Here is a 23,899-nt window from a genome sequence, read left to right on the forward strand (position 1 = left end):
GACAATCCGGAACGACCCGATGGCCCGAGAAGAACAAGAGGGAGGAACCATGCCCGCCACCGATCCGACCACCACGTCCATCGCCGCCACGCTGGCGGCCTTCGTCGCCGACACCCCCGACGACGCCATCCCGGCGGAGGTCCGCACCCGCGCGCCGCACCACATGCTGGACGCCGTGGGCATCGCGCTCGCCTCGACGCGCTACGACTTCGCCCACAAGACGCTGACCGCCCTGCGCGGGCTGGCGGGGGAGGGGCCGGTGCCGGTGATCGGCATGCCCGCCTCGCTGCCCGCCCGCGACGCGGCGACGGTCAACGGGCTGCTCTGCCACGGCCTCGACTACGACGACACCCACATCGGCGGCGTCATCCACCCGACCGCCAGCGTGATGCCCGCCGTCCTGTCGGCGGCGGCGATGACCGGGGCGGACGGCCGTTCCGTGGTCACCGCCTATGTGCTGGGCGTCGAGGTGGCGGCCCGGCTCGGCGCGGTGGCGCGCGGCGGCTTCCATCAGGTGGGCTTCCACCCGACGGGCATGATCGGCGTGTTCGGCTGCGCGCTGGCCGCCGGCCGTCTGCTCGGCCTGACCCGCGCGCAGCTCGCCGCCGCCCAGGGCATCGCCCTGTCGATGGCGAGCGGCAGCCTGGAGTTCCTGGAGGACGGCGCCTGGAACAAGCGCCTGCATCCCGGCTGGGCGGCGGCGGCGGGCATCACCGCGGCGGCGCTGGCCCGCGAGGGCTTCACCGGGGTCACCCGCCCCTACGAAGGCCGCTTCGGCCTGTTCAACGCCTACCTCGGCAAGGAGGCCGGGCGCGCGGATCTGGGCATCGCCACCGCCGGCCTCGGCGAGACGTGGGAGCTGATGGCGACGGCGATCAAGCCCTACCCGGCCTGCCACTTCACCCACGCCTGCGTCGACGCCGCCCTGGAGCTGCGCCGCGACGGCCTCGACCTCGCGCGCATCCGCCGCATCGAGGCGCTGGTGCCCGAGCAGGTGGTCAAGACCGTGTGCGAGCCGGAGGCCAACAAGAAGCGGCCGTCCAACTCCTACGACGCGCAGTTCAGCGTGCCCTTCCTGGTCGCCGCCGCGCTGGTGCGCGGGCGCCTGACCCTGGCGGAGCTGGAGAACGACGCGCTGGGCGACGCGGCGATCCTCGACATCGCGTCGAAGGTGTCCTACCGCCACGACCCCGACTCGCCCTTCCCCAAGGCCTATTCGGGCGAGCTGGTCATCACGCTCGACGACGGGCGCGAGCTGCGCCACCGCGAGCACATCAACCGCGGCGCCGCCGACCGCCCGCTGTCCAACGCCGAGATCGTGGACAAGTACTGCGGCAACGCCGCCATGGCGGTGAACGAAACCGCCGCGGCGCGCATCGCCGACGCCGTCCTCGGCCTCGACGCCAGCCCGCGCGCGGCGGACTCGCTGTCCGTGCTGTCGCCGTCCGTCCGCTGACCATCCAATCCGGGAAACACGCCATGAGCGACGCCAACACCATGACCGACGCGGAACGCGACGAGCAGGACCGCCTGATCCTCGACAGTGTGGACCGCTTCCTCGACCGCCACGTCCGTCCGGTCGCCCTGAAGCTGGAGCATGACGACGCCTACCCCGACGAGATCGTCGAGCGGATGAAGGAGCTGGGCCTGTTCGGGGCGACGATCCCCGAGGAATACGGTGGGCTCGGCCTGCGCCCCTCCACCTACGCCAAGATGATCGAGCGCATCTCGTCGGTGTGGATGTCGCTGTCCGGCATCATCAACTCGCACCTCATCATGGCCTTCATCGTCACCAAGACGGGGACGGAGGAGCAGAAGGCTGCCTTCCTGCCGCGCTTCGCCACCGGCGAGCTGCGCGGCGGCCTCGCCTTGACCGAGCCGGACTGCGGCACCGACCTCCAGGCCATCCGCACGGTGGCCAAGCGCGACGGCGACGACTACGTCATCAACGGCTCGAAGACCTGGATCACCAACGGCATCCAGGGAAGCTGCTTCGCCCTGCTGGTCAAGACCGACCCGACGGCGCAGCCCCGCCACAAGGGCATGACGATGTTCCTGGCCGAGAAGGGGCCGGGCTTCAAGGTCAGCCGCAAGCTGGAGAAGCTGGGCTACAAGGGCATCGATTCGGCCGAGCTGGTCTTCGAGGACTACCGCGTCCCGGCCGACCGGCTGATCGGCGGGGTCGAGGGCCGCGGCATGGCCTGCGCCATCTCCGGCCTGGAGCTGGGCCGCGTCAACGTGGCGTCGCGCGGCGTCGGCGTCGCCCAGGCGGCGCTGGACGAATCCGTGAAGTACAGCCAGCAGCGCAAGACCTTCGGCAAGCCGATCCACGAGCATCAGGCCGTGGCGATGAAGCTGGCCGACATGGCGACGCGCGTCTCGGCGGCGCGGCTGCTCGTGCAGCAGGCGGCCAAGGCGCTCGACCGCGGCGAGCGCTGCGACTACGAGGCCGGCATGGCCAAGCTCTTCGCCTCCGAGGCGGCGGTGGAGAACTCCCTGGACGCCATGCGCATCCATGGCGGCTACGGCTACTCCAAGGAGTTCGTGGTGGAGCGGCTCTACCGCGACGCCCCCCTGCTGTGCATCGGCGAGGGCACCAACGAGATCCAGCGCATCATCATCGCCAAGCGGCTGATCGAGCAGAACCCGGTGTGAGGACAAAAGCCCTCCCCTGCGAAAGCGGGGGAGGGTTGGGTGGGGGCCCGCTGCAACCACTCCCCACACACCCCGCACACCCCCATCAGGGAGACACCGCGTGCTACCCCTCGAAGGCGTCACCGTCATCGCCGTGGAGCAATACGGCGCCGGCCCGTTCGGCACCATGCTGCTGGCCGATCTCGGGGCCGAAGTCATCAAGGTCGAGAATCCCGCCGAAGGCGGCGAGGTCGGCCGCCATGTCGGCCCCCATTTCTTCGGCCCCGGCAACAGCCACTTCTACCAGTCCTTCAACCGCAACAAGCGCAGCATCACCCTCAACCTGAAGCACCCCGAGGGCATGGCGGTGCTGCACGAGCTGGTGCGCCACGCCGACGCCGTGCTGGACAACCTGCGCGGCGACCTGCCGGACAAGCTCGGCCTGACCTACGAGCATCTGAAGGCGGTCAACCCGAAAATCGTCTGCGCCCACCTGTCCGCTTACGGGCGCACGGGGCCGCGGCGGGCCTGGCCGGGCTACGACTACCTGATGCAGGCGGAGGCCGGCTACCTGTCGGTGACCGGCGAGCCGGACGGCCCTCCCGCCCGCTTCGGCATGTCGGTGGTCGACATGATGACCGGCCTGATGACCGCCTTCGGCCTTGTCTCCGGCGTGGTCGGGGCGCGGGCCAGCGGCAAGGGCTCGGACGTCGACGTCAGTCTGTTCGACACGGCGCTGCACAACATGACCTACCTCGCCACCTGGTACCTCAACGGCGGCCACAACCAGGGGCGGGAGCCGCGCTCCGCGCATCCGTCCCTGACCCCGTCGCAGCTCTACCGGACGCGCGACGGCTGGCTGTTCGTGATGTGCAACAAGGAGAAGTTCTGGCCGGTCTTCTGCGACAAGATCGGCAAGCCGGAATGGGGGAACGACCCGCGCTTTCGCAGCTTCAAGGACCGGCTCGCCAACCGCGAGCTGCTCACCGTCCTGCTGGACGAGGTGCTCGGCCAGCGCGACACGGCGGAGTGGGTGGAGATCCTCGGCGGCGCGGTTCCCGCCGCTCCGGTCCTCGACATCGCGCAGTCGCTGGAGAATCCCTTCGTCCGCGACAGCGACCGGGTGGCCGACTTCGCCTATCCGGACGGGGCCGCCCCAGACGGAAAAGGCAACGTGCGGATGCTGACCGGGCCGGTGCGCATCGGCGGCGAGACGCTGCCCACCCGCCCCGCCCCGGCGCTGGGCGCCGACACCGAGGACGTGCTCGGCCGCATCGGCATCGGGCCGGAGCGCATCGCCGCGCTGCGCGAGCAGGGGGCGCTGTGAAGGCCGCCGTTCGCCCGGCCTCCGTCCGCCCGTCCGCCGCGGAGGGGCCGCGCTTCCAGGAGATCCTGGAGGCGCTGCGCGCCGACATCTCGGACGGGCGGGTCGGGGTGGGCGAACGGCTGCCGACCGAGCAGGAGCTGTGCCTGCGCTTCTCCGCCAGCCGCTACACGGTGCGGGAGGCGCTGCGCCGGCTCCAGGATCTCGGCCTGATCGCGCGTCGCCAGGGCTCGGGGTCGGTGGTGACCGCCGCCCGGCCCGACGGGCGGTTCCACAACACGCTGTCCAGCCTCGCGGAGATCGGGCAGTACGCCTCCTCCACCCGGCTGGAGGTGCTGGCGGTGGAGAAGATCCTGGTGGAGGGGCGGACGGCGGAGCTTCTGCGCTCCCAGCCGGACACGCCCTGGGTCCGGGTGGTGGCGCTGCGCCGTCAGCCGGGGGAGCGGACGCCGCTCTGCTACACCGAGGTGTTCCTGCCCGCCGCCTTCGACGACGTGGCCCAGGCCATCGGTACCTTTCCGGTCGCCGTCTACGCGGTGCTGGAAAGCCGCTACGGCCTGCGCATCGAGGAGGTCGTGCAGTCCATCGAGGCCACCTCGGCGGACGCCAATCTCGCGTCCCGCCTGTCGGTGGAGGTCGGCACCCCGATCCTGGTGGTGATCCGCCATTATCTGGACGCCGAAGGAAACGCGCTGGAGGTGGCGGTCAGCAGCCACGCGGCCGGACGATACCGCTATGAAATGACGCTGCAACGATCCGGGTAAGGGGGCATTGAAGCCCTGCCCGCGGCGAACGGCCGGAAGAGCCGCGCGGGGACAGCACCGGAAGGGAGGGAAGGAATGACGGAAAACCTCATCGGGGACGCCGCGGCTTGCGCGCGGACCCTGGCCAGGATCCAGGGCGTGACCCTGGACGATGCCGACGCCGCCCTGTGCGGGCGCCTGCTGGCCGCCGTGCCGGGTCTGCTGGCGGCGGCGCATCCCGGCGGCTCGCTGTTCGACGTGCCGCTGGGCGCCCATGCTGCGCTCATCGCCGGGGAGCGGGCATGACCGATCCCACATCGCTGACCCTGACGGAGGCGGCAAGGGCGGTCCGCGACGGCGCGCTGCGAGCGGAATCCCTAGCCGACGCCAGCCTGGACCGCATCGCCCGGCTGAACCCGACGCTCAACGCCTTCCTGTCGGTCGAGCCGGAGGAGGCGCTGGCCGCCGCCCGTGCCGCCGATGCGGAGGTTCGGGCCGGGCGGCTGCGCGGGCGGCTGCACGGCGTGCCGCTGGCCCACAAGGACATGTTCCACCGCGCCGGCAAGCGCTGCACCTGCGGCTCCCCGACGATCCGCGGCGGCTTCCGCCCGGAGCGGACGGCCACGGTGCTGGAGCGGCTGGACGCGGCGGGGGCGGTGACGCTCGGCACGCTGCACATGGCCGAGTTCGCCATGGGACCGACCGGGCACAACGCCCATCTCGGGCGCTGCCGCAACCCCTGGGACCCCGACCGCATCACCGGTGGCTCCTCCTCCGGCTCCGGTGCGGCGGTGGCGGGGCGGCTGGCCTTCGGCTCGCTGGGCTCGGACACCGGCGGGTCGGTTCGGCTTCCGGCGGCGCTGTGCGGCGTGGTCGGGCTGAAGCCGACGCAAGGGGCGACGCCGATGGACGGCGTGATGCCGCTGTCGGAGAGCCTGGACTGCGTCGGCCCGCTGGCTCGCAGCGCGGAGGACGCGGCGACGCTGTTCTCGGTCATCACCGGGCGGGCGGACGCCGCGGACGGCATTGGCCAGGGGGTCGAGGGGCTGCGGCTGGGCATCCCGCGCCAATTCTACTACGACGGTGTCGATCCCGCCGTGGCCGCCACGCTGGAGCGGGCGCGGGCGGTGCTGGAGCGCGCCGGCGCCCGCGTCGTGGACGTGGACATCCCCGACCACGAGCCCTACGGCGACCTCGCCAACCTCGTCTTCACGCCGGAGGCGGCGGCCGTCCATGCGCCCTGGCTGCGCGAGCGTCCGCAGGACTACGGCCCGCAGGTCCGCGCGCGGCTTTTGCAGGGGCTGATGGTGCCGGCGGCCTCCTACCTCCAGGCGAAGCAGCTTCGCGCGCTTCACCTCCGGGCGATGATCGACGGCCCCTTCGCCCAATGCGACGCGCTGTTCGTCCCCGCCCTGCGCGGCCGGGTGCCGACCGCCGCCCAGACCGACGTGGGGGCCGGGCCGGCGATGGCCGCGGTGGTCGCCGGGGTGGCGGCGCTGACCCGCCCGGTTTCCTACCTCGGCCTGCCGGCGCTCGTCACGCCCGCCGGCTTCGATCCGGACGGGATGCCGATCGCCATGCAGCTCATCGCCCGCCCGCAGGCGGAGGCCACGCTGCTGCGCATCGCCGACGCCCACGAGCGCGCCACCGGCTGGTTGAGCCGCGCCCCCCAGACACAGGTCTTCTCGTGAAGGGAGTTCCACCCATGCCGGGAACCGATACTTTGACCTCCGCGGCACCCCCCGCGGCGCCCCCCCAGACCCAGGCGGTGGACGACGCCTTGCCGCCGGGCCGCGGCCTGCCGGGCTGGTGGAGCTTCATCGAGGACCGTCTCCTCCTGAACATCGCCACGATCCTGATGATGGCGGCCATCGGCATCATGTTCTACGAGGCGTCCAGCCGTTCCCTCCTGTCGGAAAGCCACTGGTGGGCGGAGGAGCTGGTCCGCTTCCTGGTGGTGTGGAGCGTCCTGCTGTCGCTGGGCGTCGGCACGCGGCACGGCCACTACATCCGCATGGACCTGCTGCTGAACATGCTGCCGCACCGGGTGCGGCTGGCCTTCGCCTGGCTGAACAGCCTGATCGGGCTGGCCTTCAGCGTGCTTCTGGTGATCGCCGGGTTCCAGGAGGTCGCGCATCTCCAGGCCATCGGCATGTTCACCGAATCCAACCTCGACCTGCCGCTGTGGACGGTCCGGCTGGTGCTGCCGCTGGGCGGGGTGCTCTACGGCTTCGCCTTCGTCGGCAACATCGTCCTGCTGCTGCGCGGCCACGACCCCGATCCGCCCGTCGAGGGCGAGAATCTCTGAACGACGGCTGAAAAAGGGGAGGAAACACCATGACCACCATCATCGCCGTCGTCAGCCTGCTGTTCTTTGTGGCGGCGGGCGTGCACATCGCCTTGGCGCTGGGCGTCATCGCGGTCGGCCTGCTGACCTTCAACTTCAACATCCCGGTCGTCCTGGTCGCGCAGATGGCCTGGGATTCCGTGGACAAATACGCGCTGGTCTGCATCCCGTTCTTCATCTTCGCCGGCAACCTGATGTCGCGCGGCAACCTCGCGCTGGTCATCCTGGAACTGGTCGGAACGATCATCCGCTACTTCCGCGGCGGCATCGCCCTGGCGCTGGCCATGTCCAGCGTGTTCTTCGCGGCGGTCAACGGCTCGTCGGTGGCCTGCGCCGTGGCGCTCGGCCCGGCGGCGGTGAAGCTGATGCCGAAGGAGGGCTACCCGCCCCGCTTCGCCGCCTCGCTGGTGGCGGTCTGCGGCACGCTGGGCCTGATGATCCCGCCGTCGCTGACCTTCATCCTGATCGGCTCCATCGTCGGGCTGCCGATCACCGACCTGTTCATCGCCGGCATCGTGCCCGGCCTGTTCGAGGCGTTCCTGCTCGGTCTCACCACGCTGATCGTCAGCCGGCTCAAGGGTTACGGCCATGTCGGCGAGCGTCCGGACTGGAAGGGCTTCGGCCAGCGCCTGCCGGGTGCCGCCGGGGCGCTGATGATGCCGGTGCTCATCATCGGCACGATCTACATGGGCTGGTTCACCCCGACCGAGGTGTCGGCGCTGGCCGCCATCTACGCGGTGATCCTGGTGACTGTGGTCTACCGCACGGCCAACCTCGCCGCGGTGTGGGAGACGGCGCGGGAGTCGGTGCTCCAGACCGTGATGATCTACGGCGTGCTGCTCGGTTCCGGCCTGCTGACCGCGGTGCTGACCCGCCTCGGCCTGTCCGCCGAACTGACCGCCATGCTGAAGGAGGCGCAGGTCTCCCCCTTCGAGTTCCTGGTGGCCGTCAATCTGCTGCTGCTCGTCATCGGCATGTTCCTGGACGGCGTGTCGATGATCGTGCTGCTGGCGCCGATCCTGTTCCCGATGGCGCACGCCGTGGGGGTGGACCTGATCCATTTCGCCGTCATCATGACCGCTCTGGTGGAGGTGGCGACCCTGACGCCGCCGGTCGGCCTGAACCTGTTCGTGATGAGCCGCATCACCAAGATGCCGCTCCACTCCATCGTGAAGGGGGTGCTGCCCTTTTACGGGATGCGGGTCGTGGCCCTGCTCGTCATCAACGCCTTCCCGGCCCTGTCGCTGGTCCTGCTGAAGTAAGCCGCCCCGCGCGGATCATCCTCGTACGCCGGTTGCATCGGCGCCCCGGCTCGTCCATCTTCCGGCATCATGAGGGATGCGATGTCGGACGAAGCGGACAGCCTGAAGGAAACCAGCGGCACGGACGGCGTGGTGGAGCGGGGGGAGACCCCGCTCTACCAGGAGATCGTCCGCAAGCTGCTGGAGGAGATCGACGCCGGCGCCTACGCCGTCGGCGACCGCCTGCCGACCGAGCAGGAGCTGTGCAGCCGCTTCGCCGTCAGCCGCCACACGGTGCGCGAGGCGCTGCGCCGGCTTCAGGAGATGGGCTACATCCTGCGCCGCCAGGGATCGGGGTCTGTCCTGGCGGCGCGCCGCGCTGACGGGCGCTTCGTCAATTCGATCAGTTCCCTGGACGAGCTGGTCCAGTACGCGACCTCGACCCGGCTGGAAATCCTCTCGGTGGACCGCATCATCGTTGAGGAGGAACTGGCCGGCCGGCTGGGCTGCCGCCCGGACACGCAGTGGTTCCGCGTCAGCGCCCTGCGCCGCACCCGCGAAACGTCGGAGCCCTTCTCCTACGTCGAGGTCTACATCGACGCTGCCTTCTCCGACGTCGTGCGCAATCTGGAGGTGGTGCAGTACGCCATCTACCGGGTGCTTGAGCAGCGCTACGGCGTCCGCATCGCCGAGGTGATGCAGGACATCGAGGCCGCCCCGGCCAGCCTGAACGTCGCCTCGCGCCTGCATGTGCCGCCGCAGTCGCCGATCCTGGTCATCACCCGGCGCTATTTCACCGAGGACGGGCGTCTGGTGGAGATCGCGGTGAACACCCATCCGGGCGCTGGCTTCCGCTACACCATGGCCCTGCAGCGGCGCTGACCGCGCCTCAGCCGCTTTCGGGCGCGCAGCCGCCGGGGCGCGGCCGGCAGAGGTCCGGGTTTCCCTGGCAGCAATTCTCGGTCAGGAAGCCGAGCAGCGCCTGGAAGCGTTCGACATCGACGCTGTAGATGATCAGCCGGCCCTGGCGGCGCGACGCGACGAGCCCGGCGTTGCTCAATTGCGAGAGGTGGAACGACAGGGTCGCCGGGGCGAGACCCAGCCGTTCCGCCAGCACGCCCGCCGGCAGACCGTCCGGCCCCTGCTGCACCAGCTCCCGGAACGCGGCCAGCCGGTGTTCCTGCGCCAGCGCTCCCAGCCCGGCGATGACATCCTTGACGTTCATGGGGCGCAGCCTATCGGACCGGCACCCCGCCAGCAAGGGCGCCGCCGGTCCTCCACGAATCCACTCTTCCATATTTTGGCAAATATGGAAATATGAGGGCCTCAACGGCCCTGTCGGACATTCCCATGACCGCCATCACCATCTACCACAACCCGGATTGCGGCACCTCGCGCAACACGCTGGCCATGATCCGCAACAGCGGCGTCGAGCCGGTCGTCATCGAGTATCTGAAGACGCCGCCGAGCCGCCAGGACCTCGCCGACCTCATCCGCCGCATGGGTGTGCCGGTGCGCGCCGTGCTGCGCGAGAAGGGCACGCCCTACGCGGAACTCGGCCTCGGCGATCCGGCGCTCGGTGACGACCGGCTGCTCGACGCCATGATCGCCCACCCCATCCTCATCAACCGGCCGATCGTGGTGACGCCGCTCGGCGTGCGGCTGTGCCGGCCGTCGGAGCGGGTGCTGGACATCCTCCCCGACCCGCAGCGCGGCGCCTTCGCCAAGGAGGACGGCGAGGCGGTGGTGGACGGTTCCGGACGGCCCATCGGCCAGGCCCGGCGCGCTGATGGCCCGGCATGACCGCGGACGTTCATCGGGAGCCGGTCCCCCGTCCGGCGATGGGGCTGTTCGAGCGCTACCTCAGCGTCTGGGTGGCCCTGTGCATCGTCGCGGGCATCGCGCTCGGCTCCGTGGCGCCGGGCCTGTTCCGGGCGATCGCGGCGGCGGAACTGGCCCAGGTCAACCTGCCGATGGCGGTGCTGATCTGGCTGATGATCGTGCCGATGCTGCTGAAGATCGACCTCGGCGCGCTGGGCCGCGTGCGGGAGCATTGGCGCGGCGTCGGCGTGACGCTGTTCATCAACTGGGCGGTCAAGCCCTTCTCCATGGCGCTCCTGGGCAGTCTGTTCATCGGCCATCTGTTCGCGCCGCTGCTGCCGCAGGACCAGATCCCCTCCTACATCGCCGGGCTGATCCTGCTGGCCGCCGCGCCCTGCACGGCGATGGTCTTCGTCTGGTCCAACCTGTGCGAGGGGGAGCCGCACTACACGCTGAGCCAGGTGGCGCTGAACGACCTCATCATGGTCTTCGCCTTCGCGCCGCTGGTCGGCCTGCTGCTCGGCGTCGCCTCGATCACCGTGCCGTGGGGCACGCTGCTGCTGTCGGTGCTGCTCTACATCGTCATCCCGGTGGCGGCGGCCCAGCTCTGGCGGCGCGCCCTGCTGGCCTCGGGCGGCGAGGGGGCGCTGACGCGGGCTCTGGGCGTGCTTCAGCCGATGTCGCTGCTGGCCTTGTTGACCACGCTGGTCCTGCTGTTCGGCTTCCAGGGGAAGGCGATCTTGGCGCAGCCGCTGGTCATCCTGCTGTTGGCCGTGCCGATCCTGATCCAGGTCTATCTCAACGCGGGGCTGGCCTACTGGCTGTCCCGCCGGTTCGGCGTGGCCTGGTGCGTCGCGGCTCCGGCGGCGCTGATCGGGGCGTCGAACTTCTTCGAGCTGGCGGTGGCCGCCGCCATCAGCCTGTTCGGGCTGGGCTCCGGCGCCGCGCTGGCCACCGTGGTCGGCGTGCTGGTCGAGGTGCCGGTGATGCTGTCGGTGGTCCGGATCGTGAAGCGGACCCGCGGCTGGTACGAGCGCGGGGCCGCCGCCGGGCGGGGATGACGCGGCCGCTACCGCCGGCGCGGGTCGAGACTTTCGCGCAGACCCTCGGCCAGCAGGTTGACGGCCAGCGCGACGGCGGCGACGGTGATCGTCGTCGCGGCGATCAGGTGGGAGGCGTCGCGCAGGTCGGCCAGCCCGTCGCGGATCAGGGTGCCCAGCGACACCGCCGGCTCCTGGATGCCCAGGCCGAGACCGCTCAGCGTCGCCTCCGCCACCATGACCGGCCCGATGGAGAGGGCGGCGCGGATGGCGACCGGCCCGGCGACCGCCGGCAGCAGATGACGGCGGACGGTGTGCAGCGGTCCCGCGCCCAGGGCGGCGGCGGCCCGCACATGCTCGGCGGTGCGGTTCGACAGGGCCAGCGCCCGGCACCAGCGGACTTGCGAGGGCCACGCCGCCAGGGCGAGTGTCAGCACCATGGCCTCCGTGCCCGGACCCAGCAGCGCGGCGGCGACGATGGCGAGCGACAGCTCGGGAAAGCCGTGCAGCAGATCGGCCAGCCGCAGGACCACGGCGTCCGTGCGTCCGCCGACCCAGCCCGCAACCCCGCCCGACGCGACGCCGAGCCCCACCGCCAGCGCGAGCGCCAGCCCGGCGATGGCGAAGGAGGTTCCCGTCCCGGCGATCAGCCGGGCGGCGATGTCGCGGCCCAGCCCGTCGCAGCCCAGCGGATGGACGGCGGACGGCCCGGCCCAGGCCTGCCCGAGATCCATGGCGGCCGGGTCGAGCGGCAGCAGAAGAACGGCCAGGGCCAGCGGCATCGCCAGCGCCGCCGCGAGCAGCAGCCCGGCGCGCCCGGCGAGGGAGCGGACCGCGATCACAACGCCTCCCCGTCGTCGCGCAGCCGCGGGTCGGCGAGGCCGATCAGCAGTTCGACGGTCAGGCTGATGGCGACCTGCAGCAGCACGAAGACCAGAACGGCGGCCCCGGCGACCGTGTGGTCGCGGGCCAGCACCGCCTGGACGGTCAGCCGCCCGATCCCCGGCAGGGCGAAGACCGTCTCCACCGCCGCCGTGGTGGTGAGGATCGTCCCGGCCAGCGATCCGACCGCCGCCGCCAGAGGCACCAGGGCGTTGGGCAGGGCGTGGCGCAGCAGAACGGCGATCCGACCCAGCCCCTTGGCGCGGGCGGTGCGGATGAAGTCGTGCCCCAGCACCTCCATCACCTGGGTCCGCGTCAGTCGGGCGATCATCGCCGCCGCCGGCAGGGCGAGCGCCGCCATTGCCCAGGGCGCGGTGCCGGAGCCCGCCAGCATCAGCCACGTCGCCAGCGCCAGCGGCGGCACCGACAGGGCCAGCACCGACCCGATGGTGAGCGCCGTGCCCGGCCATGCCCGCCGGAGATCGGCCGCGGCGAGCCCCAGCGCGATGCCGAGGGGCAGGGCGAGCGCCGCCGCGCCGGCCATCAGTCGCAGGGTCATCGGCAGGGCGTCGCCCAGAAGCGCCGTCACCGGCACGCCGCCGTAGCGCAGCGATTGGCCGAGGTCGCCACGCATCAGGTCCAGCGCGTAGGACAGGAACTGAACGGCCAGAGGCTGGTCCAGCCCGGCGTCTTCCCGCAGCCGGCGGATCATCGCCGGGTCCGCGGCCCGCCCCTCGACCATGAGCATGACCGGATCGCCGGGAAGGGCGTGGGACGCCAGAAAACTCGCCAGCACGGCGGCTCCGGCCAGAAGAACAAGGCCGGGCAGGCGCCGGGTCAGCCGCCCGGTCAGCCGCCAGGGCAATCGCCAGGACAGACCGCGGCGGCCGGGCCGGCGTCCCGTCATGGCAACCGGGCGGCGTGGTAGTCCGTCGTGCCGTCGGGCCGGATGACCACGCCGGTCACCCCCGGCCGCACCAGCGCCACGAACTGCGGCGTCGGCAGCGGCAGCGCCACCGCCTCTTCGCGGAGCAGGGCTTCGGCGTCCCGGTAGAGCGCATCGCGGGCGTCAGGGTCGGCAAGGCCGCGGGCCCGCTCCATGAGCCGGTCGAAGTCCGGGTTGCGCCAGTGGGTGCGGTTGGTCGGGCTGGCGCTGTGCCATTGGGTGGCGAGCTGGTCCATGGGATCGGGGAAATCCGCCGTCCAGCCGTTGATGAACAGCGCCTCGCGCCCCTCGTTGATCGCGGCCACGAAGGCCGCCCGCTCCTGGATGCGCACGCCGACCGGAATCCCCAGCACCGCGGTGAGCTGGGCGGCGAAATAGGTGGCTTCCTCGCGCACGTTGGGGCCGCCGGCGACCTGGAGCGGCGGCAGGCCGCGCCCGCCGGCATGGCCGGCCTCCGCCAGCAGCGCCTTGGCCCGGCCCGGATCGAACGGGTGCAACGGCACCGCGTCGGGCCGGTAGCCACCCAGGCCGGGCGTGACGAATCCGTTCGTCAGCGCCGCCCGCCCGGCGTGGAGTCCGTTGACCGTGGCGACCCGGTCCAGCGCGAGGCCGAACGCCTCGCGCACGCGCCGGTCGCGGAAGGGCGGGTACAGATCCTGGTTCAGGGCGAGATAGCGCACCTGGGCGCGGGCGAAGGCGGCGATCTGCCCGTCGTAGCGCGGCTGGCGGACCACGGTCCGCACGGCGTTTTCGGGCAGGGGGGCCACGTCCAGCTCGCCCGCGTCGTAGCGCGCCATCAGCGTGTTGGGGTCGGGCAGCACCACCAGCGACACCGCGTCCACGGCGGGGGCGCCGTCCCAATAGCCGGCATGGGCTTCCAGACGCACGGACTCGCCGTGCCGCCAGGACACGAGCCGGAACGGCCCGGTGCCGCCGGACGCCCGCTCGTGCCACGCCGGTCCGAACTCGGTCTCCATCCCGCGATCGACGAACAGGAACGGATAGAGCGGGAACAGCGCGTCGGGCTCGGTCAGCCGCACGACGAGGGTGTGGGGGTCGGGGATGGCGACGCCGGACAGCGCGGTTGCGGTCCCCTGCTGCAGCGCCGCGGCCCCCTCGATGCCGCGCAGGTAGAAGGCGCTGTAGCCGGGCTGGGGCTTGCGCGTCAGATGGTGCTCCCAGGTCCACAGGACGTCGGCGGCGGTGAACGGGCGTCCCGAATGGAACCGCACGTCCGGGCGCAAGGCGAAGCGCCACGTCCGCCCGCCGTCCGGCGTTTCCCATCGGGTGGCCAGCGCCGGAACGGCGTCCCCGGCGGCGTCGATGGCGGTGAAGCCCTCATAGACCTGCCGCAGGACGCCGGACGAGATCACTCCGGGAAAGGCGAACGGGTCGATGGTCGTCAGATCGTCGGACAGGCTGGCCCGCAAGGTTCCCGCCATCGCCGGAACGGCGACACCGGCCGCGATGGCCAGAACGGTCAGAAGAAGGCGGAGGGCGGCAAGCAAGGGCATGGTGCGGAACGTTGCAGGGGGACCGGGGATGGGAAATCAGACGCCCCTGCCTCCTTCACAGCCTCCGGCCAGAGCGGAGCCGGAACCGCGCCGGACGTCCGCCATATGTATGCACAAGAGTGCGTTCATATCCAGGTATTCGCGCTGCCGGCGATGCGTCAGGAACCATACCCGGATTCGATCAGATGCGCGACCCGAAATGCCAGCAGATCGTCGTCACCTGCCGCACGATTCCCGCCTGGTTGCGCAGCCCCGTCTTGCCCAGGATCGACGAGACCTGATTGTAGACGGTCCGCCGCTCCACCCCGCGGTCCTCGGCGATCTCGTCGACGCTCCGCCCGGAGCACAGGGCCAACGCGATCTCGGCTTCCGAGCCGGTGATCTGGAGAAGCTCGGCGACGGCGCGCACCGACACGGTGGGCAGCACGTCCGGATCGACGAGGGTCAGGAGGAGGATGCCGGTCATCGGCGCGCCGTTTCCGAGGCTTTGGGCCGGCGGCTCCGACAGGGTGGCGAAATAGGGTGACGGCTGGTCCTGGCGCGACACGCGCAGCGTGACCGGCGTGCGGGTGCGGCGGCGGAAGAAGCCGGCGGCCCGTTTGGAAAGCTCCGCCTGTTCGGTGGGCGTATCCGGGATGCACAGCCGGCCACCGGCCGTGGACAACCCGTCCCCCCGCGACAGGATGGAGGCGAAGGACGTGTTGCCGTCGATGATCTGGCAGCGCGGAGTCAGCAACGCCGCCGGATAGGGCAGGGCGTCGAGAAGCCGGACGACGAAGGCGGGCTGGGCCGGCTGCGGCAGGACGCCGCCGCCGTTGAGTGAGATCAGGCTGTCGACGCCGTTCCGGAAATTCTCCAGGACGTTGCTGGTGACGTCGCGCCGGATCTGGTACCACCAGCCGTCCGTGTCATCCAACCGCTCATAGGTGATCTGGATGACCCGTCCATCGGAATGAAGCGTGAAGGACTGCCAGAACCGGTTGAATCGGCGCAGATTCTCGGCGTAGCCGATCCACCGGTCCGGGTCTGAATAGATGGTGTCGGAACCGAATTTCTTGTGCTTTACGCATTCCCACACGATGTCGCGGAAGGTGACCGCCCGCGAATAGTCGATGAAGGGATAGATCGTCTTCTGCTTGTCGTTGGTCGCCAGCAGCGTGTCGCTTCTGTCGAAGATGGCGAGCCCGGCGTTCATATCCCTGGCGCGGCCGGAAAGATCGTGGACCAGATCGGACATCAATCCCTCCTCTTTCTCTCACTGCCGGGAGTGACGGACACCCCCTGAACGGGGCCTGGGCCGTCGCTCAGGGGATGTCCACGAAACGCGCTGCCAGTCGAACGAATTTAGCAGCAAACGCACCGCGTCATGCAACGATCAATACGATCGTATGATGCTCAGGCCGCCTCGACCGTGAGGAAGCAGCCTGCAAGTTCCTCCGTCGGCAGTTCCACGCCGAGCGTTGTCCGGAAGGCGTCCTGGGTGTTGGCGACGGCCTTCTGCCAAGCGGTGGCGTCGGGAGCGTCCGGGTGATGATGGACCCGGGCGCCGACCAGCCGCATCATGTCCGCCTCGTAGCGGTCCATGAACAGGATGTGTTCGTGCCACGCCGCGTCCGCCGCCTTCGTCGGCACCAGGATCAGGTTCGGCTTCGCCGCGACCACGACGAGGAACTGGCGGTAGGCCTCGACCGATTCCGCGGCCTGCTCCGGCGTGTAGCCGGCCATCTCGAGCCGCTTGTTGATGAAGGAGAGGTCGAGGTTCGCCGGCTGCACGGACGAGACGCGTTCGTTGTTGTCGTTCATTCTCGATGGTCCTTTCAGAAGGGAATGAGGTTCACTTCGGTCCTCGAAGACCTCCGCCCGATGAAGCCGGCCCGTGCCTTGCGGGAAAACTTTGCCCGCGGTGGCATCCGGCAGGATTCAGGCCAGAGGTGTCCTGACCGGCGGTGTCCCGCCGGCCGGTGCCTGTGCGTGGCACCGTTCGGCTTGATCCGGTCGGCTTGATCCGGCTGACGCCGTGGGCAAGCCGCCAAGGCTGCGTTCGCGTGCGCCGCGCGTCCCGTACGCTCCTGTAACAGGCCCGTCATGCGCCCCTCCTGCATACCCGAGTGTATCTTAGTGGCGGTTGTGCAAGTGCTCAAGTGGATATCGTAAATTTGCATTGAATCTGAACCACAGCGTCCTTTCGATCGCATACGTATGCAATCAAATTCGATAAAGTCACGGTCTTATCGTATGTGATATCTCACTTGATTGAATCGTTTGCATTGATATCCGCGGAGGAGTTGGTATCTTCTGCGAGAGGTTGCAATTCATCATGACGTCACGGGGGTTCGGATGCAGGACCGGCGAGCCCGTCCTTTTTCTTCGCCATGGCTCAATGGACTGCTCGCAGAGGCTTTGCAGCGTCCGGTTCTCGATGGCGCCGAGGATGCGCTGATCCTTGCGGACCTTTTCGCCGCCGCGGCACCGCCACGCGTCGATGCGATCGTCCCCGCCGCGCGGGCCAGCGGCTGGCTGCGCCGGGCGGTGGCGGAGGCGCGCGATCAGCCCGCTCATCGGGTGGCGCGGGACGTGCGGAGCTTCGCCGACTACATGGTGGAGGCGGTGCGGCTGATGCAGCGGCACGGCCATTTCCAGGATCGCGCCGAGCGGCAGCGGGTGAAGGCCGTGTTGAAGAGGACGGGGGGGCGAGGGATGATGCCGGATCGCGCCGCCGCCGCGGAGCGCCTGCTGGCCGCCGCCGAAAGCCCGGACGCGGGGCGGTCGGATGCCCTTGCTGAAGCGCTTGGTGCCGAAGCGCTTGGCGCCGGCGCGTTTGGCGCCGAGGCGCTTGCCCCGCCGGGCGGACTGGACGCCGCGACGACGGTGCTGCTCGGGTTGGCGGCCTTGCCGGTGGACAAGCGTCGGGCGCGGCTGCACGGCATGGGCATGGCGCTGCGGGCGCCGCTGCCCCCGGGGGGGTGGAACGGGTGAGCCGCCGCGCGCTACGGCGGACTTCGGGAGGTCCCTTCGGTTCGGGAGGTCCCTTCGGGAGGTTCCCGGCTCAGGGCAGCAGGATCGCCGATTGCCATTGCTGCAGGAAGCGTTCCCGCTTCAGCCGGTCGAGGAACACCAGCAGCGCCGGGCTGAGGGCGATGGGGTGCAGCGGCGCCGCCGTGCTGGAGCGCAGGCCCGACGCCGACGCCTCCCGCTTGATGCCGGAGGAGATGGCGTAGAGGGCGGAGCGGTCGGCCACCACCTCCTGCCCGCGCGGTGACAGCAGATAGTCGATGAACGCCCCGGCGAGCTGGGGGCGGGGCGCCGTCCGGGGGATCACCGCGACGCGGGAGATGACCAGCGTGTAGTCCTCCGGCACCACGATGCCGACGGGGCCGCCCGCCGCCGCCCGCGCCCGCGCGTAGGAGCCGAGGACGTTGTAGGCGATCAGCACCTCGCCGCGCTCCACCATGTCGAGGATGTCGCCGGAGCAGCAGGCCAGCCGCGCCTGGGCGTTGCCCATCATCGCGACGAGCTGCCAGTACTGGCCGAACAGCAGAGCGTCGTGGGAGGCCAGCAGATAGCCGATGCCGCTGGTGGCGGTGTCGTAGGTGGCGACGCGCCGGCCGAAGCGCACCGGGTCGTCGCGCAGCAGCCGGATCAGCGCCGGGCGCGTGCGCGGCACCTCCGCGTCCGGCAGAAGGTCGCGGTTGTAGGCGATCACCGCCGGCTCGAAGGTGAAGCCGAACGCCTCGTCCCGCCAGTTCGCCCAGTCCGGCAGCGCGTCGGTCAGGGCGGAGCGGTGGGGCTGGGTGTAGCCGTCGTTGACCAGCTTCACCTGCAGGTCGGAGGCGGAGCTGATGAGCAGGTCGGGCGTCTCCGCTGTCCCCTTGGCCGCACCCCCCTTGGCCGGCACGGCCACCGCCTCGGCGTAGAGGTCGGCGGTGTCCATGTCCTTGTATTCGATGGTGACGTCGGGACGGAGCTGCTGGAAGTCGAGGACCAGCGGCTCGATGGCCTGCCGGTCGGTGGCGGAATGGATGCGCAGCCGCTCGCGCTCGCCGCCGGGGGCGGGGTAGGTGAGCAGTTGTGCCGCCTGCGCCCAGCTGGACCAGAGCAGGGCGCAGAAGACGAGCAGGGGCAGCAGGGCCCGCGCGGCGCCTCCGCCCGCCGGGGCGGCGGCGCCCGCCTCCGGGAAGTCGATGCGCGCGATCAGCCCGCCGCCGGGGCGGTCGAGCAGCGCGAAATCCGCCCCATGCGCCTCCACCACCGAGGTGACGATGGCGAGGCCCAGACCGCTGCCCGCCACCCCGGCGGCGGAGCTGCCGCGCCCGAACCGCTCCAGCACGCGACGCTTCTCGGCGTCCGGCACGCCGGGACCGCGGTCGGCGATCTCCACGCGCAGGCCGCGCCCGTTTGGCAAAGGGGTCAGCGTCAGGTCGATGGGGCCGGACGGGCCGGCGTACTTCACCGCGTTGTCGAGCAGGTTGGTCAGCGCCTCGCGCAGGCTGATGGCGTCGCCGGGGACGGTGGCCGGCTCCGCCGCGCGGTCGATGTCCAGGCGGATCGCCGTGTCGCCGGCCACCGCGCGGGCGCGCTGGAACACCTGCTCCAGCAGGGCGCCGAGGTCGACATCCTCCGGCTTCAGCGCCTCGCTGCGGTGGATCACCATGGCGTGGTTGAGGAGCTGGCTGGTCAGCTGGCTGGCCTCCACCGCGTTGCGGTGCACGCGCTGGGCGATGCGGTGCAGGGCATCGGGGTCGTCCTCGTCGATGGCGAGTTCGGCCTGCAGGCGCAGGCTGGCCAGCGGCGTGCGGATCTGGTGGGCGGCGTCGGCCAGGAAGGTCTGCATGGTGTCGAGGTTGGATTGGAGCCGGGCCATGAGCTGGTTGATCGCCTGGACGAGCTGCGAGACCTCCTGCGGCGGCGGCATGGCGATGGGGGAGAAGTCGTGGGGCTGCCGCTCGCGGATCATCCGCTCCAGCGAGCCCAGCGGGGCCAGCGCCTGCCGCACCCCGAACCAGATCAGCCCGCCCGCCGCGACCACGGTGAAGGCGATGGGAAGGAAGGCGTTCGCCAGGATGTCGCGGGCCAGCGCCCCGCGCTCCTCCCGCGTCTGGGCGACGGCGATGGTGATCCAGCCGCCAAGCTCCGGCTGCGCCGCGAAGCGCTTCAGGACGGCGATCCGCACCGGCATGCCGCGGAAACTGGCGTTCTCGAACCGGGTGGCGGGGTCGCTGCCGGCCGCGCCGGCGACCCCGGCCTTGGCGGGCGCCACCGGCAGGTCGTGATAGCCGGTGACCAGCGCGCCGTCCGGGGCGGTGATCCGGTAGAACACGCGGTCGCGCCGCGCCTGGGCCAGGATGCCCAGCGAGGAGTAGGGCAGGTCGACGGAGAAGCGCCCGTCCTCCACCCGCACCGTGTCGGAGATCGACAGGGCCGACGCCATCAGCAGCCGGTCGAAGGCGGCGTCGGCGGCGCGCTGGGCGTAGGCGCTGATGAACAGGAACAGCCCGGCGGTCAGGACGGCCAGCACGCCGAGCAGCCGGATGAACAGCCGCCGCCGCAGCGAGAATCCTTCAGCCTTCGGCACACACTTCCGCCACATACCCCAGCCCCCGAACCGTCCGGATCTCCACCGACGCGCCCTCCAGCTTGCGCCGGAGGCGGGAGACATACAACTCGATGGCGTTCAGCGCGGTGGGCTGGTCGAGGCTGAACAGCCGGTCCATCAGGTCCTCCTTGGACAGCACGGTGTTCAGGTTGCTGAGGAACAGCTCCAGCAGGCGGAACTCGCGGCCGCCGAGATCGACGGGACGCGTGTCGATCAGCACCTTCTTGGCCGCGGCGTCGAAGACCAGATTGCCGAACTGCGCGCGCGAGGAGGCGAGCCCGTGCGAGCGGCGCAGCAGGGCGCGGCAGCGGGCCTCCAGCTCCCGCAGGTCGAAGGGCTTCACGATGAAGTCGTCGGCGCCGAGGTCGAGCAGGTCGACCCGCACATTCACTTGCGAACGTGCGGTCATCACCAGGACCGGCGTGGCGTCGCGGCGCTGGCGCAGGCGGTTCAGCAGGGTCTGTCCGTCCACCCCCGGCAGCATGATGTCGAGCAGGACGAGCTGGTACGCCTCCTGGCGCAGCAGCTCCTCCGCCTCGTCGCCGGTCGGCGCCCAGTCGACGGCGTAGCCCAGCTTGCGCAGCCGGTGGACGATGGCGTCGGCCAGATCCTCGGTGTCCTCGACGACGAGTATGCGCATGGTCCGTCTCCCGGTGCCGGGGCACCGTAATGCACAAATCAGTGCGCCATGAAGATGGGAATGGCGGGCGGCTCGCGCAGCACGTCCAATGTCACGCCGCCCCACACCCGTTCGCGGACCCGGCTGTGGCCGTAGGCGCCCATCACCAGCAGGTCGCAGCCGGCCTCCGCCGCCGTCTCCTGCAAGGCCCGCCCGACCGCCCGGCCCGACGCGGAAACCCGGCGGATCGACGCGGCGACGCCGTGCAGGGCGAGGTAGGCCGACAGGCGGTCGGGGTCGGACGCGCGTCCGGGGTCGGCGACCTCGGCCGACAGGATGACCGCCTTGCCGGCGCGTTGCAGAAGCGGCAACGCCGCCGCGATCGCCCGCGCGGCGGCCGCCCCGCCGTCCCAGGCCACGGCGACAGCGGAGCCGACCGACGCCGGTTCGCCCGCCGGGGCCAGCAGCAGGGGGCGGCCGGAGCCGAACAGGGTCGCCTCGATGGCCGGACCCATGGCGTTGGTGCCGTCGGAGGTCTGGGCGATCACCACCAGATCGGCGAGCCGCGCCTCCTCCGCCAGCGTCTCGGCCAGCGGGCCGGTGGCCTGCTGCCAGGAGGCGGTCGGACCCTCCGTGCCCACGGCGCCGCCGGTCAGGCTGTCCGCCTCGGCGGCGGCGAAGCGGCCGCGGAACTCCTCGAACAGCTCCCGGGCGGTATCGACCACCCGCGCCTGATCCTCCTGCCCGATGCGGATGAGCTGCTCGACCAGCGCCTTGGGGATCGCGGCGCTTTCCACGGAGGTGCGGATCTCGACCTGCGGCATGACGCTCAACCCCTCCACATGGGCGCGGAAGCGGTCGGCGAGCAGAAAGGCCGTGGCGATGGCGCGGCGGTCCAGCGGCCGTCCGGTCAGGGGAACGAGAACCTTCTTGATCATCGGATGCGCTCCGTCACGATAGCCAGGAGGTGTGCGTGAGGACTTCGTTGCTGCCGCGCCAGATCATGTCGAGCGCCACATAGGTGATGATGGCGAGACCGACCCAGCCGACCCAGCGGTGCTTGTGCAGGACATGCGCGATCATGTTGGCCGCCGCCCCCATCAGCACGACGGACAGCAGCAGGCCGATGACCAGAATGGTGGGATGGTCCTTGGCCGCACCGGCCACCGCCAGCACGTTGTCGAGCGACATCGACACGTCCGCCACGACGATCTGCCAGATCGCCGCACCCACCGTGACGCCGCCGACCGCGGCACCGGCGGCGGCGTTTCCGGACACCCCCACCGGCGTGTCGGGGGCCTCCATCGCCTCGTCGGGCGCCACCTCGTCCGTGCCGTGGGAGCGCAGTTCGCGGAACATCTTCCAGCAGACCCACAGCAGCAGAACACCGCCGGCCAGGGTCAGTCCGATGATGGCGAGGAGCTGGGTGGTGATCAGCGCGAAGACGATGCGCAGGACGATGGCGGCGCCGATGCCCCAGAAGATCACCTTGCGGCGCTGGGCCAGCGGCACCGCGGCGGCGGCCATGCCGACGACGATGGCGTTGTCGCCGGCCAGAACGAGGTCGATGGCGACCACCTGCCCGAGGGCGGCGAGCTGCGACCAGAGATCGACGCTTTCCATGGAGAAGTCCTTCGCGGGATGGCGGTCTTACGTCGCGGGATGGCTGCCGGACGGCGAGGCGTTGTCGCCCTTGCCGGCACCCTTGGCCGCGCCGTTGCTCCGGTAGCGCAGGACCATCGGGCCGATCACCAGCAGGGCGGCGATGATCAGCAGGGCCGCCGAGATCGGGTGGGTCAGGAAGACCGAGGGGTCGCCCTGGCTGATCGCCAGCGCCCGGCGGAACTGCTGTTCGGCCAGCGGCCCCAGGATCAGCCCGACCACGCAGGGCGCCACCGGCACGTTCAGAACGCGCATGCCGAAGCCGAGCAGCCCGATCACCCACAGGATGACCAGATCGATGACGTTGTTATTCAGCGTGTAGGCGCCCAGCGACGAGAAGACCAGGATGCCGGCGTACAGCCAGGGCCGTGGGATCAGCAGCAGCTTCACCCAGAAGCCGACCAGCGGCAGGTTCAGCACCAGCAGCAGCACGTTGCCGATGTAGAGGCTGGCGATCATGCCCCAGACCAGCTCCGGGTTGTTGTCGAACAGCGTCGGGCCGGGCTGCAGGCCGTATTGCTGGAAAGCGGCGAGCATGATGGCGGCGGTCGCCGAGGTCGGCAGGCCGAGCGACAGCAGCGGCGCCAGCACGCCGGCGGCCGACGCGTTGTTGGCGGCCTCCGGACCGGCGACGGCCTCGATGGCGCCCTTGCCGAATTCCTCCGGCTTCTTCGCCAGACGCTTCTCGACCAGATAGGACAGGAAGGTCGGGATCTCGCTGCCGCCGGCCGGCAGGGTGCCGATGGGGAAGCCCAGCAGCGTGCCGCGCAGCCACGGCTTCCACGAGCGCGCCCAGTCCTCGCGGCTCATCCATTTGGAGCCCTTGAGCGCGTAGATTTCTTCCGTTTCGAAGCGGTGGCGGGAGGCGACGTAGAGCGTCTCGCCGACCGCGAACAGGCCGACCGCGACGACCACCGTGTCGATGCCGTCGAGCAGCTCCGGAACGCCGAAGGCCAGCCGCGCCTGACCGGTCTGCATGTCGATGCCGACCAGACCCAGGGCAAGCCCGAGGAACAGGCTCGCCAGACCGCGGGCCAGCGAGCTGCCCAGCACGGCGGTGACGGTGGTCAGCGCCAGCACCATCAGCGCGAAATACTCGGCCGGGCCGAACAGCAGGGCCATCTTGACCATCAGCGGGGCGACGAAGGTCAGCGCCGCGGTGGCGATGGTGCCGGCGATGAAGGAGCCGATGGCGGCGGTCGCCAGCGCCTGGGCGCCGCGGCCCTGGCGGGCCATGGCGTGGCCGTCGATGGCGGTGACGATGCTGCCGGACTCGCCCGGCGCGTTCAGAAGGATGGAGGTCGTCGAGCCGCCGTACATCGCGCCGTAATAGATGCCGGCGAACATGATGAAGGCGGAGGTCGGTTCCAGCCCGTAGGTGACCGGCAGCAGCAGTGCCACGGTCAGCGCCGGGCCGATGCCGGGCAGCACGCCGACCGCGGTGCCAACCGTCACGCCGATCGCCGACCACAGAAGGTTGTAGGGGGTCAGCGCCACGAGGAAGCCGTGGCCCAGGGCGGCAAGGGTGTCCAT

The 23,899-nt window shown here is 70.7% G+C and carries 23 protein-coding genes; 12 read left to right on the forward strand and 11 right to left on the reverse strand.

The features are described from left to right. Window positions 1-49: 49 nt before the first annotated feature. The 9 genes from DXK32_RS18615 (at window position 50) to DXK32_RS18655 (ending at window position 9,171) form a co-directional block, all read left to right on the forward strand. The gene (locus tag DXK32_RS18615) at window positions 50-1,456 is read left to right on the forward strand and encodes an MmgE/PrpD family protein (protein WP_114859887.1); all 1,407 of its coding nucleotides are present in this window, start codon (window positions 50-52) and stop codon (window positions 1,454-1,456) included. 23 nt (window positions 1,457-1,479) lie between these two features. Beyond that, window positions 1,480-2,655, forward strand: coding sequence for an acyl-CoA dehydrogenase family protein (locus tag DXK32_RS18620; RefSeq protein ID WP_051140958.1), 1,176 nt, complete (start codon window positions 1,480-1,482; stop codon window positions 2,653-2,655). Window positions 2,656-2,755: 100 nt separating this feature from the next. Then, entirely contained in the window at window positions 2,756-3,961 is a 1,206-nt protein-coding gene (locus DXK32_RS18625; RefSeq protein WP_114859888.1) for a CaiB/BaiF CoA transferase family protein, read from the forward strand. Further along, window positions 3,958-4,722: a GntR family transcriptional regulator gene (locus DXK32_RS18630; protein ID WP_114859889.1), complete on the forward strand. Its 765-nt coding sequence runs from the start codon at window positions 3,958-3,960 to the stop codon at window positions 4,720-4,722. The genes DXK32_RS18625 and DXK32_RS18630 overlap by 4 nt, the downstream gene beginning before the upstream one ends. Window positions 4,723-4,797: 75 nt before the next feature. Further along, window positions 4,798-5,007 (forward strand): hypothetical protein, encoded by a 210-nt coding sequence (locus DXK32_RS18635; protein WP_114859890.1) that lies wholly within the window; start codon window positions 4,798-4,800, stop codon window positions 5,005-5,007. Next, the gene (locus DXK32_RS18640) at window positions 5,004-6,392 is read left to right on the forward strand and encodes an amidase (protein WP_114859891.1); all 1,389 of its coding nucleotides are present in this window, start codon (window positions 5,004-5,006) and stop codon (window positions 6,390-6,392) included. Before DXK32_RS18635 ends, DXK32_RS18640 begins: the two co-directional genes overlap by 4 nt. Window positions 6,393-6,406: 14 nt before the next feature. Beyond that, window positions 6,407-7,009, forward strand: coding sequence for a TRAP transporter small permease (locus tag DXK32_RS18645; protein ID WP_114859892.1), 603 nt, complete (start codon window positions 6,407-6,409; stop codon window positions 7,007-7,009). Between the two features lie 29 nt (window positions 7,010-7,038). Next, a complete protein-coding gene (locus DXK32_RS18650; protein WP_114859893.1) occupies window positions 7,039-8,310 on the forward strand; it encodes a TRAP transporter large permease in 1,272 nt (423 codons plus the stop codon). A gap of 81 nt (window positions 8,311-8,391) precedes the next feature. Continuing rightward, complete coding sequence (locus DXK32_RS18655; RefSeq protein ID WP_114859894.1) at window positions 8,392-9,171, forward strand: GntR family transcriptional regulator; 780 nt, start codon at window positions 8,392-8,394, stop codon at window positions 9,169-9,171. 7 nt (window positions 9,172-9,178) lie between these two features. Here DXK32_RS18655 and DXK32_RS18660 read toward each other — a convergent pair whose 3' ends face one another. Continuing rightward, window positions 9,179-9,514, reverse strand: coding sequence for an ArsR/SmtB family transcription factor (locus DXK32_RS18660; protein WP_114859895.1), 336 nt, complete (start codon window positions 9,512-9,514; stop codon window positions 9,179-9,181). A gap of 125 nt (window positions 9,515-9,639) precedes the next feature. Between DXK32_RS18660 and arsC the strand changes: the two genes are divergently transcribed. Together arsC and arsB are read left to right on the forward strand one after the other, a co-directional pair. Further along, entirely contained in the window at window positions 9,640-10,092 is a 453-nt protein-coding gene (gene arsC / locus DXK32_RS18665) for an arsenate reductase (glutaredoxin) (protein WP_114859896.1), read from the forward strand. Next, window positions 10,089-11,171: an ACR3 family arsenite efflux transporter gene (gene arsB / locus DXK32_RS18670; protein WP_247877227.1), complete on the forward strand. Its 1,083-nt coding sequence runs from the start codon at window positions 10,089-10,091 to the stop codon at window positions 11,169-11,171. Before arsC ends, arsB begins: the two co-directional genes overlap by 4 nt. 8 nt (window positions 11,172-11,179) lie before the next feature. Here the strand turns inward: arsB and DXK32_RS18675 are convergent, their stop codons facing one another. The 5 genes from DXK32_RS18675 to DXK32_RS18695 form a co-directional block, all read right to left on the reverse strand. Continuing rightward, the gene (locus tag DXK32_RS18675; protein ID WP_114859898.1) at window positions 11,180-11,992 is read right to left on the reverse strand and encodes an ABC transporter permease; all 813 of its coding nucleotides are present in this window, start codon (window positions 11,990-11,992) and stop codon (window positions 11,180-11,182) included. Continuing rightward, window positions 11,989-12,939 (reverse strand): ABC transporter permease, encoded by a 951-nt coding sequence (locus DXK32_RS18680; RefSeq protein WP_114859899.1) that lies wholly within the window; start codon window positions 12,937-12,939, stop codon window positions 11,989-11,991. The genes DXK32_RS18675 and DXK32_RS18680 overlap by 4 nt, the downstream gene beginning before the upstream one ends. After that, the gene (locus DXK32_RS18685; RefSeq protein WP_114859900.1) at window positions 12,936-14,492 is read right to left on the reverse strand and encodes an ABC transporter substrate-binding protein; all 1,557 of its coding nucleotides are present in this window, start codon (window positions 14,490-14,492) and stop codon (window positions 12,936-12,938) included. The genes DXK32_RS18680 and DXK32_RS18685 overlap by 4 nt, the downstream gene beginning before the upstream one ends. Window positions 14,493-14,673: 181 nt before the next feature. After that, window positions 14,674-15,729: a helix-turn-helix transcriptional regulator gene (locus tag DXK32_RS18690; RefSeq protein ID WP_114859901.1), complete on the reverse strand. Its 1,056-nt coding sequence runs from the start codon at window positions 15,727-15,729 to the stop codon at window positions 14,674-14,676. 158 nt (window positions 15,730-15,887) lie between these two features. After that, a complete protein-coding gene (locus tag DXK32_RS18695; protein WP_114859902.1) occupies window positions 15,888-16,295 on the reverse strand; it encodes a glycine-rich domain-containing protein in 408 nt (135 codons plus the stop codon). Between the two features lie 597 nt (window positions 16,296-16,892). Between DXK32_RS18695 and DXK32_RS18700 the strand changes: the two genes are divergently transcribed. Further along, window positions 16,893-17,468 (forward strand): hypothetical protein, encoded by a 576-nt coding sequence (locus DXK32_RS18700; RefSeq protein WP_114859903.1) that lies wholly within the window; start codon window positions 16,893-16,895, stop codon window positions 17,466-17,468. Window positions 17,469-17,538: 70 nt separating this feature from the next. On the opposite strand, the gene DXK32_RS18705 is transcribed toward DXK32_RS18700, so the two are convergent. The 5 genes from DXK32_RS18705 to DXK32_RS18725 are packed head-to-tail and all read right to left on the reverse strand — an operon-like array spanning window position 17,539 to window position 23,899. Beyond that, window positions 17,539-20,064, reverse strand: coding sequence for a sensor histidine kinase (locus DXK32_RS18705; protein WP_114859904.1), 2,526 nt, complete (start codon window positions 20,062-20,064; stop codon window positions 17,539-17,541). Continuing rightward, complete coding sequence (locus DXK32_RS18710; RefSeq protein WP_114859905.1) at window positions 20,051-20,725, reverse strand: response regulator transcription factor; 675 nt, start codon at window positions 20,723-20,725, stop codon at window positions 20,051-20,053. The genes DXK32_RS18705 and DXK32_RS18710 overlap by 14 nt, the downstream gene beginning before the upstream one ends. Before the next feature lie 38 nt (window positions 20,726-20,763). Continuing rightward, window positions 20,764-21,642, reverse strand: a complete 879-nt coding sequence (locus DXK32_RS18715) for a universal stress protein (protein ID WP_114859906.1) — start codon at window positions 21,640-21,642, stop codon at window positions 20,764-20,766. 13 nt (window positions 21,643-21,655) lie between these two features. Next, window positions 21,656-22,327 carry a TerC family protein gene (locus DXK32_RS18720; RefSeq protein ID WP_114859907.1) on the reverse strand — a complete coding sequence of 224 codons (672 nt, stop codon included), beginning with the start codon at window positions 22,325-22,327 and terminating at the stop codon, window positions 21,656-21,658. A 27-nt stretch (window positions 22,328-22,354) separates the two neighbouring features. After that, window positions 22,355-23,899, reverse strand: coding sequence for a tripartite tricarboxylate transporter permease (locus DXK32_RS18725; protein WP_114859908.1), 1,545 nt, complete (start codon window positions 23,897-23,899; stop codon window positions 22,355-22,357).

It is taken from the genome of Azospirillum brasilense, assembly GCF_003349955.1.
GTDB classification, from domain to species: Bacteria; Pseudomonadota; Alphaproteobacteria; order Azospirillales; family Azospirillaceae; genus Azospirillum; species Azospirillum brasilense_B.

Excerpts from the sequence above, each read along its gene's own strand:
- DXK32_RS18615 (WP_114859887.1), top strand. The coding sequence starts at position 50 with ATGCCCGCCACCGATCCGACCACCACGTCCATCGCCGCCACGCTGGCG.
- DXK32_RS18620 (WP_051140958.1), top strand. The coding sequence starts at position 1,480 with ATGAGCGACGCCAACACCATGACCGACGCGGAACGCGACGAGCAGGAC.
- DXK32_RS18635 (WP_114859890.1), top strand. The coding sequence starts at position 4,798 with ATGACGGAAAACCTCATCGGGGACGCCGCGGCTTGCGCGCGGACCCTG.
- DXK32_RS18640 (WP_114859891.1), top strand. The coding sequence starts at position 5,004 with ATGACCGATCCCACATCGCTGACCCTGACGGAGGCGGCAAGGGCGGTC.
- DXK32_RS18645 (WP_114859892.1), top strand. The coding sequence starts at position 6,407 with ATGCCGGGAACCGATACTTTGACCTCCGCGGCACCCCCCGCGGCGCCC.
- DXK32_RS18650 (WP_114859893.1), top strand. The coding sequence starts at position 7,039 with ATGACCACCATCATCGCCGTCGTCAGCCTGCTGTTCTTTGTGGCGGCG.
- DXK32_RS18655 (WP_114859894.1), top strand. The coding sequence starts at position 8,392 with ATGTCGGACGAAGCGGACAGCCTGAAGGAAACCAGCGGCACGGACGGC.
- DXK32_RS18660 (WP_114859895.1), bottom strand. The coding sequence starts at position 9,514 with ATGAACGTCAAGGATGTCATCGCCGGGCTGGGAGCGCTGGCGCAGGAA.
- arsC (WP_114859896.1), top strand. The coding sequence starts at position 9,640 with ATGACCGCCATCACCATCTACCACAACCCGGATTGCGGCACCTCGCGC.
- arsB (WP_247877227.1), top strand. The coding sequence starts at position 10,089 with ATGACCGCGGACGTTCATCGGGAGCCGGTCCCCCGTCCGGCGATGGGG.
- DXK32_RS18680 (WP_114859899.1), bottom strand. The coding sequence starts at position 12,939 with ATGACGGGACGCCGGCCCGGCCGCCGCGGTCTGTCCTGGCGATTGCCC.
- DXK32_RS18685 (WP_114859900.1), bottom strand. The coding sequence starts at position 14,492 with ATGCCCTTGCTTGCCGCCCTCCGCCTTCTTCTGACCGTTCTGGCCATC.
- DXK32_RS18690 (WP_114859901.1), bottom strand. The coding sequence starts at position 15,729 with ATGTCCGATCTGGTCCACGATCTTTCCGGCCGCGCCAGGGATATGAAC.
- DXK32_RS18695 (WP_114859902.1), bottom strand. The coding sequence starts at position 16,295 with ATGAACGACAACAACGAACGCGTCTCGTCCGTGCAGCCGGCGAACCTC.
- DXK32_RS18710 (WP_114859905.1), bottom strand. The coding sequence starts at position 20,725 with ATGCGCATACTCGTCGTCGAGGACACCGAGGATCTGGCCGACGCCATC.
- DXK32_RS18715 (WP_114859906.1), bottom strand. The coding sequence starts at position 21,642 with ATGATCAAGAAGGTTCTCGTTCCCCTGACCGGACGGCCGCTGGACCGC.
- DXK32_RS18720 (WP_114859907.1), bottom strand. The coding sequence starts at position 22,327 with ATGGAAAGCGTCGATCTCTGGTCGCAGCTCGCCGCCCTCGGGCAGGTG.
- DXK32_RS18725 (WP_114859908.1), bottom strand. The coding sequence starts at position 23,899 with ATGGACACCCTTGCCGCCCTGGGCCACGGCTTCCTCGTGGCGCTGACC.